Origin of the sequence: Micromonospora sp. NPDC007220, from assembly GCF_040634035.1 — a bacterium.
GTDB lineage: Bacteria > Actinomycetota > Actinomycetes > Mycobacteriales > Micromonosporaceae > Micromonospora > Micromonospora reichwaldensis.
On record NZ_JBEYEU010000013.1, the window covers coordinates 1 to 17,094 of the forward strand.

The 17,094-nt window shown below is 75.1% G+C and carries 5 protein-coding genes; 1 reads left to right on the plus strand and 4 read right to left on the minus strand.

The window, feature by feature from the left end; translation table 11 throughout:
- Positions 1-7,808: type I polyketide synthase (locus ABZ573_RS21540; RefSeq protein WP_358120318.1), on the minus strand; the 7,808-nt coding region annotated here is incomplete at its 3' end.
- 44 nt (positions 7,809-7,852) lie between these two features.
- A complete protein-coding gene (locus tag ABZ573_RS21545; RefSeq protein WP_358120321.1) occupies positions 7,853-13,408 on the minus strand; it encodes an SDR family NAD(P)-dependent oxidoreductase in 5,556 nt (1,851 codons plus the stop codon).
- 287 nt (positions 13,409-13,695) lie between these two features.
- On the opposite strand from ABZ573_RS21545, the gene ABZ573_RS21550 reads away from it, so the two are divergent.
- The gene (locus ABZ573_RS21550; protein ID WP_151454782.1) at positions 13,696-14,457 is read left to right on the plus strand and encodes an alpha/beta fold hydrolase; all 762 of its coding nucleotides are present in this window, start codon (positions 13,696-13,698) and stop codon (positions 14,455-14,457) included.
- A gap of 68 nt (positions 14,458-14,525) precedes the next feature.
- Here ABZ573_RS21550 and ABZ573_RS21555 read toward each other — a convergent pair whose 3' ends face one another.
- Both ABZ573_RS21555 and ABZ573_RS21560 read right to left on the minus strand, forming a co-directional pair.
- Complete coding sequence (locus ABZ573_RS21555; protein ID WP_132240759.1) at positions 14,526-15,413, minus strand: class I SAM-dependent methyltransferase; 888 nt, start codon at positions 15,411-15,413, stop codon at positions 14,526-14,528.
- Between the two features lie 29 nt (positions 15,414-15,442).
- Positions 15,443-17,020 carry a bifunctional 3-(3-hydroxy-phenyl)propionate/3-hydroxycinnamic acid hydroxylase gene (locus ABZ573_RS21560; protein ID WP_358120325.1) on the minus strand — a complete coding sequence of 526 codons (1,578 nt, stop codon included), beginning with the start codon at positions 17,018-17,020 and terminating at the stop codon, positions 15,443-15,445.
- Between the last annotated feature and the right edge of the window lie 74 nt (positions 17,021-17,094).

Genomic DNA, 17,094 nt, shown 5'->3' on the forward strand with positions numbered 1-17,094 from the left:
GCGACCTCCGACTGGTCCCGCCGCGACGCCGGAACCCGCCGCACCCCCGCATCCGCGACGATCTCCGCCACCATCGCCGTCAACGTCGCATCCGGACCCACCTCCAGGAAGGTGTCCACCCCCTGCGCCCGCAACGCCACCACACCATCGGCGAACCGCACCGGCTGCCGCACGTGCCGCACCCAGTAGCCGGAATCGGTGATCTCTCCGACGTCCGCCACCGCGCCCGTCACGTTCGACACGATCGGCACCCGCGGCGACCGCCACTCCAGCCCCGCCACCACCGACGCGAACTCCTCCAGCATCGGCTCCATCAGGCGCGAATGGAACGCGTGACTGACCGCCAGGTCCTTCGTCCGCCAACCCCGCTCACGACAGGCCGCCACCACCGACGCCACCTCGCCGGCGGCACCCGAGACCACCACCGACGCGGGGCCGTTGACCGCCGCGACGTCGACCGCCGCACCCGCAGCTTCGATGATCTCCCGCACCGCGGTCTCGGGCGCGCCGACCGCCGCCATGACGCCGCCGGCGGGCAGCGCCTGCATCAACCTGCCCCGCGCCGCCACCAGGGTGCACGCGTCCGGCAGGGACAGCATCCCCGACACGTACGCCGCCGTCACCTCACCGATCGAGTGACCCGCCAGGTAGTCCGCCCGCACACCCCACGACGAGAGCAGCTCCCACAACGCCACCTCGACCGCGAACAACCCCGCCTGCGCAAAGACGGTCTGATCCAAGAGGCCGGCGTCGGCCGAACCCGCCTCCGCGAACACCACCTCGCGCAGCGCGCGCGGCAGGTGCGGATCGATCTCCGCGCACACCTCGTCGAAGGACGCCGCAAAGACCGGGAACGCGTCGTGCATCTCCCGGCCCATGCCCACGCGCTGCGAGCCCTGGCCCGTGAAGAGCACCGCCTGGCGGCCCGCCGACACCACACCCGACGACCGGCCCTCGGCCACCGCCGACAGGCCGGCGACCAGCTCGTCCGCGTCCGAGCCCCACACCACCGCGCGATGCTCCAGTGCGGCCCGGGTCGTCGCCAACGACCACGACACGTCCACCGGCGACAGGCCACGATCGCGCACGAACGACGCCAACCGCGCCGCCTGGCCGGCCAGGCCCCGCTCGGAGCGTCCCGACAGCATCCACGGCACCGGCAACCCGACGGCTGCGGCAGACGCCGCGGCGGGCTCCGGCTCCGCCTGTTCGATGATCACGTGGGCGTTCGTGCCGGAGATGCCGAACGACGACACGGCCGCTCTGCGCGCGCGGCCCACACCCGGCCACTCACGCGCCTGCGTCACCAGCTCCACGGCGCCCGACGACCAGTCCACGTGCGACGAGGGCTCGTCCACGTGCAGCGTCGCCGGCACGGTCCCGTGCCGCATGGCCATGATCATCTTGATGACGCCCGCCACCCCGGCGGCGGCCTGCGTGTGGCCGATGTTCGACTTCACCGACCCCAGCAGCAGCGCGTCCCGGTCGTCGCGGTCCTGCCCGTACGTGGCGAGCAGCGCCTGGGCCTCGATGGGGTCGCCCAGCGTCGTGCCCGTGCCGTGCGCCTCCACCACGTCGACGTCCCCGACGCCCAGCCGGGCGTTCGCGAGGGCCTGGCGGATCACCCGCTGCTGCGAGGGGCCGTTCGGCGCCGTCAAACCGTTCGACGCGCCGTCCTGGTTCACCGCCGTGCCCCGCACCACCGCGAGGACCCGGCGCCCGTCGCGCCGCGCGTCCGACAGCCGCTGCACCAGCAGCACGCCGACGCCCTCGGACCAGCCCGTGCCGTCCGCCGCGTCGGAGAACGACTTGCACCGGCCGTCGGGGGCCATGCCCCGCTGCCGGGAGAAGTCGATGAACGTCTCGGGCGTCGCCATCACGGTGACGCCGCCGGCCAGCGCGAGGTCGCACTCGCCCGACCGCAGGGCCTGCACCGCCAGGTGCAACGCCACCAGCGACGACGAACACGCCGTGTCCACCGTCACCGCCGGCCCCTCGAAACCGAACGAGTACGCCACCCGGCCCGACAACACGCTGCTGGCGGTGCCGACGCCGAGGTAGCCGTCGAGGGCCTCCGGAACGTCGGCCAGCCCGGCGGCGTGGTTGTGGTACATCATGCCGGCGAACACGCCGACGGGGCGGCCCCGCAGCGCGAGCGGGTCGATCCGGGCGTCCTCGATGGCCTCCCACGAGGTCTCCAGCAGCAGCCGCTGCTGCGGATCCATGGCGAGCGCCTCGTGCGGCGAGATCTTGAACAGGTCGGCGTCGAAGTCGCCGGCGTCGGCCAGGAAGCCGCCCTCGCGGGCGTAGCTGCTGCCCCGGCGCGCGCCGGACGGGTCGTACAGGTCGTCGACGTCCCAGCCCCGGTCGGCGGGGAAGCCGGTGATGCCGTCCCCACCGGCCACGAGGAGGTCCCACAGCTGCTCGGGGCTGCGTACGCCGCCCGGGTAGCGGCAACTCATGCCGACGATCGCGATCGGCTCGTCGAGCGCCGCGACGGCGGCGACCGGGGCCGGCGGCGCACCGGCGGCGGTCCCGGTCTCGGCGTCCAGGTGCTCGGCCAGGGCGAGCGGGGTCGGGTGGTCGAAGACCAGGGTCGCCGGCAGTCGCAGGCCGGTCACCGCACCCAGCCGGTTGCGCAGCTCGACGGCGGTCAGCGAGTCGAAGCCCAGCTCGGTGAACGGGCGTCCGGCCTCGACGGCGGCGGCGTCGGCGTACCCCAGCACCGCCGCGACCTGGTCGAGGACGAGCCGCAGCAGGGCCGCGGCGCGCTCCTCGCGGTCGAGCCCGGCCAGCCGTTCGGTCAGGGCGGCGGTCTCCGCCGGGCCCGACCGCGCGGCGCGACGCCGGGGCGCGCGGACCAGGCCGCGCAGGACCGACGGCAGGGTGCCCGCCTCGGCCTGGGCGCGCAGCGCCGGGCCGTCCAGCGCCATCGGCACCGTCGTGGGCAGGCCGGTCAGCAGGGCGGCGTCGAGCAGGGCGAGGCCGTCCGCCTCGGGAAGCGGCCGTACGCCCGCGCGGGCCAGCCGGTCGGTGTCGGCCCGGTCGAGGCCGGCGGTCATGCCGCCGCCCGACTCGACCCACGGCCCCCAGGCCAGGGAGTGTGCGGGGAGGCCCGCGGCCCGCCGCCGGTGCGCGAGCGCGTCCAGGAAGGCGTTGGCCGCCGCGTAGTTGGCCTGGCCGGGGCTGCCGGTCACGCCGGCCGCCGACGAGTAGGTGACGAAGAGCGCGAGGCCGTGGGCGGCGGTCAGCTCGTGCAGGTGCGCGGCGGCGTCCACCTTCGGCCGGAGCACCTCGTCGAGGGACTCGGCGGTGAGCGAGGTCAGGGTGCGGTCGGCCAGCACGCCGGCGGTGTGCACCACGCCGGTCAGCGGGTGCGCCGGGTCGATCCGGTCGAGCAGCGCGGCGAGGGCGTCGGGGTCGGCGGCGTCGCACGCCTCGACCGTCGCGATGGCTCCCAGGTCGGCGAGGTCGGCGAGCAGGTCGGCGGCGCCGGCCGCGGCGAGCCCGCGCCGGTTGGTCAGCACCAGGTGGCGGGCCCCGTGCCGGGTGACCAGGTGGCGGGCGACGAGCGCGCCCAGGGCACCGGTGCCGCCGGTGACCAGCACCGTGCCGTCCGGGTCCAGCGCCGGCGCCGGCGCGTCGGGTTCCGGGGCGGCGACGAGCCGGGGCACCCGGACCACGCCGTCGCGCACCGCCGCCTGCGGCTCGTCGGCCGACAGCAGGCCGGCGAGGGCGGACGCGGAGCTCTCCTCCTCGTCGAGGTCGACGACGAGGAACCGGCCGGGGTGTTCGGCCTGGGCGGACCGGAGCAGGCCCCACACGGCGGCGCCGGCCAGGTCGGCGACGTCGGCGTCGTCGTCCACGGCGACGGCGCCGCTGGTGAGGACGACCAGCCGGGACCCGCCGGTGTGGCGCTCGGCGGCGAGCCAGCCCTGGAGCACGGCGAGGACCTCGGCGAGCAGGTCGTGGACCGGGCCGGGGCGGGTCGCGGCGGCGCCGGCCACCGGGTACAGCACGACGTCGGGTACCCCCGCGTCGCAGAGCGCGTCGAGGTCGGCGTGCCGGGCGGCGGTCACGCCGGACGGCAGCGGCGCGGGGCGGTCGCCGAGCACCGCCCAGGTCGTGCCGTCGGGCGCGCCCACGCCGCCGGCGTGCCGGGGCCAGTCGAGGCGGAACAGCGAGCGACGCCACGGGGACCCGCCGGAGGTGAGTTCCCCGGCCGGCAGGGGCCGCAGCACCAGGGAGCCGACCCGGGCGACGGGTTCGCCGGCGGCGTCCGCGACCAGCATGGCCACCGTGTCCGCGCCGGTGGGGGTCAGCCGTACCCGCAGCGTGTCCGCGCCGTGGGCGGACAGCGTCACGTCCGACCAGGCGAACGGCAGCCGGGCCTCGCCGGGGTCGACGATGCCGAGCCCGACCGCCTGCACGGCGGCGTCGAGCAGCGCCGGGTGCAGCCCGTACGCGCCGGCGTCGTCGGCCGCCGGCTCGGGCAGCGCCACCTCGGCGTACACGTCGGTGCCGACCCGCCAGGCGGCGCGCAGCCCCTGGAAGGCGGGGCCGTACGCGAACCCGGCCCGCGCCGCCCGCCCGGTCAGCTCCGACACGTCCAGGGCGGTGGCGCCGGTCGGCGGCCAGTCCGCCAGCGTGGCCCCGCCGTCCTCGTGCGCCGGGGCGAGCAGGCCGGTGGCGTGCCGGACCCACAGGTCGTCGGTGCCGGAGCGGCGGGCGTGGACCGTCAACTGCCACGCCTCGCCGCCGGTGCGCTCGGCGGCGACCTGCACGTCGACGCCGCCGGTCTCCGGCAGCACCAGCGGCGCCTGGAGGGTCAGCTCGGCGAGCCGGTCGGCGCCGACCTCCGCGCCGGCGCGCAGCGCCAGCTCCACGAAGCCGGTTCCGGGGAAGAGCACCACGTCGCGTACGGCGTGCTCGGCCAGCCAGGGCTGGCTCTCCACCGACAGCCGGCCGGTGAGCGTCACCTCGTCGCCGTCGGCCGAGCGGAACACCGCGCCGAGCAGCGGGTGGCCGGTCGGGGTCAGTCCGGCGGCGGTCACGTCGGCGGCCTGTGGCAGGGGCAGCAGCCAGTAGCGCTCGCGCTGGAACGCGTACGTGGGCAGGTCGACCGGCACGGGCGGGCCGTCGAACAGGGCCGCCCAGTCCACCGGCACGCCCCGGGCCCACACGGTGGCGGCGGCGGCCAGCGCCGTCGCCGCCTCGTCGTGGTCGGCGCGCAGCATCGGGGCGCACACCGCCTGGTCCGCGCCGACGATCTCCTGGGTCAGCGCGGAGAGCACCCCGCCCGGCCCCACCTCGACGTACGCGCCCACCCCGAGTTCACGCAGGGTGGCCACGGCCGCCTCGAAGCGGACCGTGTCGCGGACGTTGCGCAGCCAGTACGCCGGGGAGCGCACCTCGTCGGGGTCGAGCACCGCGCCCGTCACGGTGGAGACCACGGGGATCCGGGGCGCGGCGAAGGTCAACTGCCCGAGCACGTCGCCGAACGCGTCGAGCATCGGGTCCATCCGGGCGGAGTGGAAGGCGTGGCTGACCCGCAGCCGCTTCGTGCTGCGGCCGAGGGCCGCGAAGTGTGCGGCGACCGCCAGCACGGCGTCCTCGTCGCCGGAGACGACGACGGACTCCGGGCCGTTGACGGCGGCCAGGCCGGCGCCGGCCGCCTCGCCGGCGGTGTCCAGGTGCTGGCGCACCTCCGCCTCGGTGGCGCGGATCGACACCATCGCCCCGCCGGTGGGCAGGGCCTGCATCAGGGTGCCCCGGGCGGCGACCAGGCGCGCGGCGTCGGGCAGCGACAGCACGCCGGCGACGTGCGCGGCGGCCACCTCGCCGACCGAGTGGCCGGCCACGAAGTCCGGCACGACGCCCCAGGACTCGACGAGCCGGTAGGCCGCCACCTCGACGGCGAACAGCGCCGCCTGGGCGTAGCCGGTGCGGTCGAGCACCTCGGCGGGACCGTCGAGCACGGCGCGTACGGGGCGGTCGAGGTGCTTGTCCAGTTCGACGCAGGCGGCGTCGAAGGCCGCGGCGAAGACCGGGAACGCCGCGTACAACTGTCGGCCCATGCCGACGCGCTGGGCGCCCTGCCCGGTGCAGAGCACGGCGACGCGGGTGGGGCTGGCGACCCCGCGCCGCACGGACGCCGCCGGGACGCCGTCGGCGAGCGCGCCGAGCCCGGCGACCAGCTCGTCCCGGTTGGCCCCGAGCAGCACCGCCCGGTGTTCCAGGACGGACCGGCCGGCGGCCAGGGCCCGGCCCACGGCGGCCGGCGCGGCGTCGGGGTGCTCGGCGAGCCAGGAGCGCAGCCGGTCGGCCTGGGCGCCGAGCGCGGCGGCGCTGCGCGCGGAGACGACCCACGGCAGCGGGTCGGGCCCGGCGACGGCGTCGGTGCCGGCGGCCGGCTGCGGGGCGGGCGGGGCGGCCTCGACGATGACGTGGGCGTTGGTGCCGCTGACGCCGAACGAGGAGACGCCGGCCCGCAGGGGCCGGGTGCCACGCGGCCACGGGCGCGGCTCCCGGAGCAGGCTCACCGCCCCGGCCGACCAGTCGACGTGCGGGGACGGCTCGTCGACGTGCAGGGTCCGCGGCAGGACGCCGTGGCGCATCGCCATGACCATCTTGATCACGCCGGCGACGCCGGCCGCGGCCTGGGTGTGCCCGAGGTTGGACTTGATCGAGCCGAGCCAGAGGGGCTGGTCCTCGGCCCGGTCCCGGCCGTACGTGGCGAGCAGCGCCTGCGCCTCGATGGGGTCGCCGAGGCGGGTGCCGGTGCCGTGGGCCTCCACCGCGTCCACGTCGGCCGGGGAGAGTCGGGCGTTCGCGAGGGCCTGGCGGATCACCCGCTGCTGGGATGGGCCGTGCGGCGCGGTGAGGCCGTTGGAGGCGCCGTCCTGGTTGACGGCCGTGCCACGGACGACGGCGAGCACCGGGTGGCCGTTGCGCTGGGCGTCGGAGAGCCGTTCCAGCAGCAGCAGGCCGGCGCCCTCGCTCCAACCGGTGCCGTCGGCGGCGGCGGCGAAGGACTTGCAGCGCCCGTCCGGGGACAGGCCGCGCTGGCGGCTGAAGCCGACGAACGTGTCGGGGCTGGACATGACGGTGACACCGCCGGCCAGCGCGAGCGTGCACTCGCCGGAGCGCAGGGCCTGCACGGCGAGGTGCATCGCCACCAGCGAGGACGAGCAGGCGGTGTCGACGGTCACCGCCGGGCCCTCGAACCCGAAGGTGTACGCGATGCGGCCGGAGACGACGCTGCCGTGGTTGCCGGTGCCGACGAACGCCTCGACCTCCTCCGGCACGCCGTTCAGTCGGGAGACGTAGTCGTGGTACATGACGCCGGTGAAGACGCCGGTGCGGCTGCCCTTGAGCGAGTCGGCGGCGATGCCGGCCCGCTCGACCGCCTCCCAGGCGACCTCGAGCAGCAACCGCTGCTGCGGGTCCATCGCCAGCGCCTCGCGCGGCGAGATGCCGAAGAACCCGCCGTCGAACTCGCCGGCGTCGTGCAGGAAGCCACCCTCGCGGGTGTACGACTTGCCGTGCGCGTCCGGGTCCGGGTCGTAGAGGTTCTCCACGTCCCAGCCCCGGTCCGCGGGGAACGGCGTGACGGCGTCGACGCCGGACTCGACCAGCCGCCACAGGGCCTCGGGGGTCCGCACCCCGCCCGGGTAGCGGCAGGCCATCCCCACGATCGCGATCGGCTCGTGGTTCTGCTCGTCGACGGCCCTCAGGCGTTCGCTGGTCTCGTGCAGGTCAGCGGTGACGCGCTTGAGGTACTCGCGGAGCTTGGCTTCGTTCGCCATCGGGTTGATCACCTGTCGCTAAGGGGCAAGCGGCGGACTCGTGGTCAGGATCGGCCGAACTTCTGGTCGATGAAGTCGAACAGCTCGTCGTCCGAGGCCTCGTCGAGGGCCTGGCTGACGTCGGCCAACCGATCGGTGGCGTCGCTCCACCTGGTGACCAGCGCCCGGAGGCGGACCGCCACGGCGGTCCGCGTCTCGTCGTCGCCGGCCAGTCGTTCCAGCTCCTCCGGCCCGGTCGCGGCGAACGCGGCCTCCAGCCGGTCCAGCTCGGCCAGCAGGCCCGCCTCGGGCGCCGGCGGGGCGGCGTCGACAAGCAGGAAGTCGGCGAGGGCCGCGGGCGTGGGGCAGTCGAAGATCAGGCTCGCCGGCAGCCGGATCCCGGTGAGGGCGGTCAGCCGGTTGCGCAGCTCCACCGCCGTCAGCGAGTCGAAGCCGAGGCCGGTGAACGTCTGCCCGGAGGGCACGACGGTGGCCGGCGGGTAGCCGAGCACCTCGATGACCTGCGCCTTGACCAGGTCCTCCACCAGCCGGCCGCGCTCCGCCTCGGGCGTGCCGGCCAGGCGCTGCGCGAAGGACGGTCCGCCGCCGTCGCCGCCGCCGCCGGCGACGACGCGCCGCCGGGCCCGGACCAGGCCGCGCAGCGGCGCCGGGAGCTGGCCGGCGTCGGCCTGGCGGCGCAGCGCGGCGGGGTCGAGCAGCGCCGGCACCAGGTGGGGGCGGCCGCCGCGCAGGCTGGCGTCGAAGAGGCGCAGCGCCTGGTCGGTGTCGAGCGGGCTGAGGCCGTTGCGGCTCATCCGCTGCCGCTGGGCGGCGTCGAGGGCGCCGGTCATTCCGCTGTCGGCCGCCCAGAGCCCCCAGGCCAGGGAGGTGGCGGCGAGGCCCGCGGCGCGCCGGTGCTGGGCGAGGCCGTCCAGGAAGGCGTTCGCGGCGGCGTAGTTGCCCTGCCCGGGGCCGCCGAGAACGCCGGCGACCGACGAGAAGAGGACGAACATCGCCAGGTTCCGCCCCCGGGTCAGCTCGTGCAGGTGCCAGGCGGCGTCGGCCTTGGCGGAGAGCACGGCGGACATCCGCCCGGGGGTCAGCGCCGAGATCACCGCGTCGTCGAGGACGCCGGCGGCGTGGACCACGCCGGTGAGCGGGTGCTCGGCGGGGACGCCGGCCAGCAGTGCGGCGAGGGAGTCCCGGTCCGCCACGTCGCCGGCCACCAACCGGACCTGCGCGCCCAGCGCGGTCAGCTCGGTCAGCAGCTCCGCCGCGCCGGGGGCGTCCGATCCGCGCCGGCTGACGAGCAGCAGCCGGCGCACCTTGTGCGTGCTGACCAGGTGCCGGGCCAGCAGGCCGCCGAGGGCGCCGGTGGCCCCGGTGACCAGGACCGTCCCGTCGGGGTCGAGGTCGGCGCCCAGCGCCGGGTCGAGAACGGCGGGCGTGAGCCGGGGTGCCAGCACCCGCTCGTCCCTGACCGCCAGCTGGGGTTCGCCGGTGGCGACCGCGCGGGCCACCAGGTCCACCGTGCCGGGCTCCGGTCGCCGCGCCTCGTCGAGGTCCACCAGCACGAAGCGGCCGGGGTGTTCCGCCTGGGCCGAGCGCAGCAGGCCCCAGACCGCCGCGCCGGGGAGGTCGGTCGTGCGGCCGGTGTCGCCGGCGGGGACGGCCCCCCGGGTCAGCACGACCAGTTGCCGCTCCGCCAGCCGGTCGTCGGCGAGCCAGCCCTGCACGGCGGTCAGCACGGCGGCGAGCCGGGTCCGGGTGGCGGCGGGGACCGGGGCGCGCTCGTCGTCGGCGTACGCGGCGAGCAGCACCAGCTCCGTGTCGAGCAGGCCGACGTCGACCGCGTCGGCCAGCTCGGCGAGCCCGTACCGGGCGAGTGCCGCCAGGTCGGACGGGGCGTCGCCGAGGAGCACCGCGCCAGCGGTCGCCGGGGCGCCCGCCGGGACGCTCTGCCAGGCGACGTCGTACAGGGAGTCGACGCCCGCGTCGGCGCCGCGTACCTGCTCGGCGGTCACGGGGCGGGAGACCAGGGAGCCGATCCGGGCGACGGGGACGCCGGCCGGGTCGGCCAGGGTCAGGGTGACCCCGCCGCCGCTGCGCCGGGCGCGTACCCGCAGCGTGGTCGCGCCGACCGCCGAGAGGGTGACGCCGGTCCAGGCGAAGGGCAGGCGTACGCCGGACGCCTCCTGGTCGGCGTCGAGCAGGCCGACGACGTGCAGGGCCGCGTCCAGCAGGGCGGGGTGGATACCGAAGCCGGCGACCTCGGTGCCGTCGGGCACCGCCACCTCGGCGCAGACCTCGTCGTCGGTACGCCAGACGGCGCGCAGGCCACGGAAGAGCGGGCCGTACTCGACGCCCAGGCGGGACAGCTCGGTGTAGACCTCGTCGACCGCGACGGCGGTGCCGGACGTGGGCGGCCAGGGCCCCGGCTCGGCCCCGTCGGGCTGCGGTGCGGCGGGTGCGAGGACGCCCGCCGCGTGGCGGTCCCACTCCCCGTCCGGGTCGGCGGCGGCCCGCGAGTGGATGGTGACCGGCCGGCGTCCCTCCTCGTCCGCCGTGCCCAGCTTCACCTGCACCGACCGGGCGTCCTGCCCGGTGAGCGCCAGCGGCGCCTCCAGGGTCAGCTCGTCGAGGGCGTCGCAGCCGACCTGCGCGCCCGCGTGCAGGACCATCTCGACCAGGGCGGCGCCGGGCACCACGACCGAGTCCCAGACGACGTGCTCGGCGAGCCACGGGTGGGTACGCGCGGAGAGTTCGGTGCCGAAGAGCCGTGCGTCGTCGTCGGCCACGCGTACGGCGGCGCCGAGCAGCGCGTGGTCGACGGGGCGGACGCCGAGCCCGGGCGCGCCCGCGCCGCCGTCGGTGGTGTTGAGCCAGTAGCGCTGGTGGTCGAAGGCGTACGTGGGCAGGGCGACCGTGCGGGGGCGTGCCCCGGCAGCGGTGAGGTATCCGGTCCAGTCGACGTGGCCGCCGGTGACGTACCGCTCGGCGAGGGCGGTGCGCAGCGTGTCGGGCTCGGGGTGGTTGGCTCGCAGCGTGGCGGTGAACCGGACGTCGCCGGTCGCCTCGACGCAGTCCTGGGCCATCGCGGTGAGCACGGCGTCGGGGCCGACCTCCAGGAAGTGCGTCACGTCCTGCTCGTGCAGGGTCCGTACGGCGTCGGCGAACCGCACGGGCTGCCGCACGTGCCGCACCCAGTAGCCGGGATCGGTGATCTCTGCGGCGTCCGCCACCGCGCCCGTCACGTTCGACACGATCGGGATCCTCGGCGGCTGCCAGTCCAGCCCCGCCACCACCGACCGGAATTCGTCGAGCATCGGCTCCATCAGGCGGGAGTGGAACGCGTGACTGACCGACAGCTCCTTGACCCGCCAACCCCGCTCACGGGCGGTCGCCACCACCGGGGCCACCTCGCCGGCGGCACCCGAGACCACCACCGACGCGGGACCGTTGACCGCCGCGACGTCCACCGCCGCACCCGACGCCCCGATCAGCTCGGCGACAGCCTCCTCCGACGCGCCGACGGCCGCCATCACGCCGCCGGCCGGCAACGCCTGCATCAACCGGCCCCGCGCCGCCACCAGCGCGCACGCATCCGCCAGCGACAACACCCCCGACACGTACGCCGCCGTCACCTCACCGATCGAGTGACCCGCCAGGAAATCCGCCCGCACACCCCACGACGACAACAACTCCCACAACGCCACCTCGACCGCGAACAACCCCGCCTGCGCGAAGACGGTCTGATCCAGCAGGCCGGCGTCAGCCGAACCCGCCTCCGCGAACACCACCTCGCGCAGAGCACGCGGCAGCAAGCCGTCGAACCGGGCGCACACCGCGTCGAACGACGCCGCGAAGACGGGGAACGCGTCGTACAGCTCCCGGCCCATGCCCACGCGCTGCGAGCCCTGACCCGTGAACAACACCGCCCGGCGGCCCGCCGACACCACACCCGATACCGCCGGCCCGCCCTCGGCGACAGCCGACAGGCCGGCGACCAGCTCGTCGACGTCCGAGCCCCACACCACCGCGCGATGCTCCAACGCCGCCCGGGTCGTCGCCAACGACCACGACACATCCGCCACCGCAAGATCGGACCGGTCCCGCACGAACGACGCCAACCGCGCCGCCTGACCCGCCAGAGCACGCTCCGAGCGACCCGACACCACCCACGGCACCGGCAGCCCCAGGGGGCCCGCCGCAGGTTCCGCCTCGATCTCGGGATCGGTCTCGGGTTCCGGCTGTTCCAGGATCACGTGGGCGTTCGTGCCGGAGATGCCGAACGACGACACGCCCGCCCGACGGGGACGCTCCACCGCCGGCCACTCACGCGTCCGCGTCACCAGCTCCACGGCACCGGACGCCCAGTCCACGTGCGACGACGGTGCGTCCACGTGCAGAGTCGCCGGCACCACACCCGTCCGCATCGCCGAGATCATCTTGATGATCCCGGCCACCCCGGCAGCCGCCTGCGTGTGACCGATGTTCGACTTCACCGACCCCAGCAACAACGGCGCATCCCGGCCCTGCCCGTACGTCGCCAGCAGGGCCTGCGCCTCGATCGGGTCGCCCAGCGTCGTGCCGGTGCCGTGCGCCTCCACCATGTCCACGTCGGCCGTGGACAGACCCGCACTCGCGAGGGCCTGCCGGATCACCCGCTGCTGGGAGGGGCCGTTCGGCGCCGTCAACCCGTTCGACGCGCCGTCCTGGTTCACGGCCGTGCCGCGTACCACCGCCAGGATCTGGCGGCCGTCGCGTTGCGCGTCCGCCAGGCGCTGCACCAGCAGCATCCCGACGCCCTCGGCGAGCGCCGTGCCGTCCGCCGCGTCGGCGAACGCCCGGCACCGGGCCACCGGGGAGAGGTTGCCCTGCCGGGTGAAGTCGACGAACACCGCCGGGGTGGGCATCACCGTCACGCCGCCGGCCAGGGCGAGGTCGCACTCGCCCGACCGCAGCGCCTGCACCGCCAGGTGCAACGCCACCAGCGACGACGAACACGCCGTGTCCACCGTCACCGCCGGGCCCTCGAACCCGAACGAGTACGCCACCCGACCCGAGGCGATGCTGCCCGCGTTGCCGAGACCCAGGTAGTCCTCGACGCCCGCCGGCGGGGTCTCCGGCGGGTGGGCGTACCCGCTGTGGGTCATGCCGGCGAACACCCCGACGCGGGCGCCCCTCAGGCTGGTGGGGTCGATGCCCGCCGACTCGACGGCCTCCCACGAGGTCTCCAGCAGCAGCCGCTGCTGCGGGTCCATGGCGAGGGCCTCGCGCGGCGAGACGCCGAACAGCCGGGGGTCGAACTCGGCGGCGTCGGGCACGAAGCCGCCCTCGCGTACCGAGGAGGTGCCCGGCCGGGCCCGCTCGGGGTCGTAGAGCGCGTCCAGGTCCCAGCCACGGTCGGTGGGGAAGGAGGCGATGGCGTCGCCGCCGGCCGCGACGAGCTCCCACAGCTCCTCGGCCGTGCGTACGCCGCCCGGGAACCGGCAGCCGGTGCCGACGATCGCGATGGGCTGCTGCGCATCGGCCTCGACGTCACGGAGCCGTTGCCGGGTCCGCCGCAGGTCGGCGGTGACTCTCTTCAGGTACTCCCGGAGCTTGTCTTCGGTGTCCATCAACCCAGCCCATCGCGATTCACGGCGGAGACTCGACGTAAGCGACGGTACGAATGCGCAGAAGTCTCAGGCGACACCTGTATCTGTCGTTCGGCTCGCTCGGCCGAGAGCCACGCAGATCCCCATCTGCGGGGAGAAGTTATTGGGTGTGCGCGAGCGCGGACAACCCCTAACCAGGCAACGGGCCAGCTAGGGGTGTCCGGTCCCCACCCGTCGCACTAGCGTCGCCTCGACCGGGTCCGTGCAGATCCGGTCGGGAAACGCAGCCGCCGGAAGGACCGCCAAGGATGACCACGCCAAATACCGACAACGGCTTGTGGGTGCGACGCTTCCACCCGGCTCCGGGTGGCGCCAGGCGGTTGGTGTGCCTGCCCCACGCCGGCGGGTCGGCCAGTTTCTACTTCCCCGTCTCCCGCAGCCTCTCCCCCGCCGTCGAGGTGCTGTCGATCCAGTACCCGGGCCGGCAGGACCGCCGCCACGAGAAGTGCATCGGTGACATCCACCAGCTCGCGCGGGAGGTCTTCACCGTGCTGCGGCCGTGGCTGGACGAGCCGGTGGCCATCTTCGGGCACAGCATGGGGGCCAGCGTCGGCTTCGAACTCGCCCGGCTGATCGAGCAGGACGGCGGTACGGCGGCGCACCTGTTCGCGTCCGGACGCCGTGCGCCGTCGCAGGCGCGGCACGAGACGGTGCACCTGCTCGACGACGAGGGCCTGCTGGCCGACGTCCGGAAGCTCAGCGGCACCAACTCCGCCGTCCTCGGGGACCCGGAGATGCTGCGGGCCGCGCTGCCGGCGATCCGCAGCGACTACCGGGCGGCGGAGACCTACACCTACCGGCCGGGTCCGCCGCTGAGCTGCCCGATCACCGTCTTCACCGGCGACGACGACCCGAAGACGACGGTCGAGGAGGCCCGGGCCTGGTCGACCCACACCACCGGGCCGTTCGACCTGAAGGTCTACCCGGGCGGGCACTTCTTCCTGGCCGAGCACCAGCCGGCGGTCCTGCGGGCCATCTCGACGGCCCTGACCGCGGCGCCCGCCGTCTGATCCCACGGACGAGGGGCCCGTCCGCCGGTGTCACGACCGGTCGGCGGGCCCCTCGTCCGTGCGGGGCGTCACCGCTTGTGGCCGACCGCGATCACGTAGTCGAGCTGCGCCATCTCGCGCTTCATGAGGTCCTGGTTCTTCCAGTGCGCGGCCATGCTCTTGCGCACGGCGGGCTTGACGACGGCGCGGAACTCGGGGTCGTTGGTCCGTCCCGCCATGTACGCCCGCCAGCCCTCCCAGGTGCGCTCCTTGATCGAGTGCACCTCCGGGTTGGCGAAGCCGGCCTCGACCAGCTCCTGCCGGTACGTGTCCCGGTCGTGCCAGTTCTCCTTCGGGATGCTGAACTTGACGAAGCTCAGCGGGCCGGACTGGATGGCCGCGCGGACGACGTCCCCGCTGACCGGGATGATGTCGGCCGTGGCCAGCACGCCACCCGGGCGCAGCACCCGCAGCGCCTCGGCGAAGAACGCGCTGCGCGGGTAGAAGTGGAAGGCCGACTCCAGGGCGACGACCCGGTCGAAGGTGTTGTCCTCGAAGGGCAGTTCGGTGGCGCTGCCCAGCCGGAAGTCGGTGCGGTCCGCGAGGCCCTCCTCCTGCGCCCGGCGCTGCGCCGCCTCAACGTGGTGCGGGGTGATGTTGAGCCCGTACACCTTGGCGACCCGGCGCTCGCGCAGCCACTTGAAGTCCTGGTCGGCGTAGCCGAAGCCCACGTCGAGGACGGTGTCGTCCGGCTTGAGCCCGGCGGCGTCGGCCAGCTTGTCGGCCAGCGCCTCGGCGGCCGTGTCGAGGTCGGTGACGCCGTCCTCCCAGTAGCCCACGTTCATGTAGTGCGTGCGGCGGGCCGCGAACTCGACGTCGGGCGACTGGATCTCGTAGAAGCGCCGGACCCGGGTGATGGGGTCGGCGGTGAAGACCGTGCGGATCGCCCGGCCGGCGATCTTCAGGTTCTCGAACATGTGGGTTCCTTCCGAGGGGTGGATGCCGATCAGCCGCGCCGGACCTGCTGGCGCAGGTCCTCGACGAGCGCGGGTACACCGGCCGGGTCGGCTGCCGTGCCGAATACGTAGAAGTCGGGCCGGACGAGCACCGCGACGGCGTCGTACCGCTTGAGGTGGGACAGGTACACGTCGTCGAGGTCGAAGGCGGTCGGCGCGGCGCCGGGCCCGGGGGCGGGCGCGCCGGCGGGGACGACCCGGACGACCCGGGCGTCGAGCGAGTCCAGGAAGGCCCGGGCGTCCGCGTCGAGCAGGTCGTCGGGGTCCTCGGCGCAGACCAGGACGAAGCCGGTGCCGACGACCTCGTCGAAGAGCCCGGTGCGCCCGTCGACCTCGACGCGGCCCTGCGGCATCGGCACGCCCGCGCCGGCCGCCGGGGCCTCTGCCGTACGGGCGTGCAGGACCCCGCCGGCCAGGGGTTCCAGCAGGGAGCGGGTGCGCGGCCGGGAGGTGCGTCGGCGCAGTTCGGCGAGCATGACGGCGTCCCGGCCGGCGGCGGCGGTGCGGTCGGTCTCGCAGATCACCGTGCCCGAGTCCATGGACATCCGGATGGCGTGCTGCACGTGCGCGCAGCGCTCCTCCTGGTAGGTGTCCAGCAGCGCCTCCTCGGCCAGGCCGCGGTGCACCAGGTCGAGCTTCCAGGCGAGGTTGAGGGCGTCGCGGAAACCCGAGCTCATGCCCTGCCCCATGAACGGCGGCATCACGTGCGCCGCGTCGCCGGCGATCAGGATCCGGTTGGACCGCCAGTGGTCGGCCGAGCACGCCTGGGTGGTGTAGACGCCGTACCGTTCCAGGGTCGCGTTGTCGGGCGTGATGTCGAAGAGGCCGAGCAGCCGCCACACGCTCTCGACGGTCTCGAACTCCTCCCGGCTCTCCCCCGGCACCCGCATGAACTCCCACCGCCGGTGCCCCGGGCCTGCCGACACGGCCGTGCGGGGGCGCGCCGGGTCGCAGACCTGGAGGTTGTTCGGCTTGAACTCGCGGGCCTCGTGCGGCACGACGTCGCAGACCAGCCAGTCGTACGTGAAGCCGAGGTCGGTGACGCCGCTGCCCAGGTGTTCCCGGACGAAGCTGTTGGCGCCGTCGCAGCCGACGACCCAGCGGGCCGCGTGGACCTCCTCGCCGTCCGGGCCGGCGATGGTGACCTCGACCCGGTCGTCGTGCTCGACCAGGCCGGTCACCTGGTACGGGCGCAGCACCGTCACGCCCGGCAGCTCCGCTCCCCGTTCGGCGAGCAGCGCCTCCAGCCCGGGCTGGTAGAAGGAGACCGAGTCGGGCCAGCCCATCGGGCCGTCGCCGGTGACCTTGACGTGCAGCAGGGTCCGGCCGAAGCCGTTCTTGAAGGTGTACTCGCCCGACGACTCCACCACCGGGCCGAGCCGGTCGGCGACCCCGGCGGCGGCCAGGATGCGGCTCGCCTCCCCGTCGTACGAGACCGCGCGCGGGAAGTTGTACGGGGTGGCCCAGCGCTCGACCGCCGTGACGGTGAGCCCTCGCTGCGCCAGCAGGATCGTGAGCATCTCACCGACGGGGCCGTAGCCCACGATCAGGACGTCGGTCATCAGCATCGGTATCGGTTCCTCGGGGGTCGGTCGGACACGGTGTCGGAAGGGACGGCTCGCGCCGTGCGGGGCGGCCGGAC

Excerpts from the sequence above, each read along its gene's own strand:
- ABZ573_RS21545 (WP_358120321.1), bottom strand. The coding sequence starts at position 13,408 with ATGGACACCGAAGACAAGCTCCGGGAGTACCTGAAGAGAGTCACCGCC.
- ABZ573_RS21550 (WP_151454782.1), top strand. The coding sequence starts at position 13,696 with ATGACCACGCCAAATACCGACAACGGCTTGTGGGTGCGACGCTTCCAC.
- ABZ573_RS21555 (WP_132240759.1), bottom strand. The coding sequence starts at position 15,413 with ATGTTCGAGAACCTGAAGATCGCCGGCCGGGCGATCCGCACGGTCTTC.
- ABZ573_RS21560 (WP_358120325.1), bottom strand. The coding sequence starts at position 17,020 with ATGCTGATGACCGACGTCCTGATCGTGGGCTACGGCCCCGTCGGTGAG.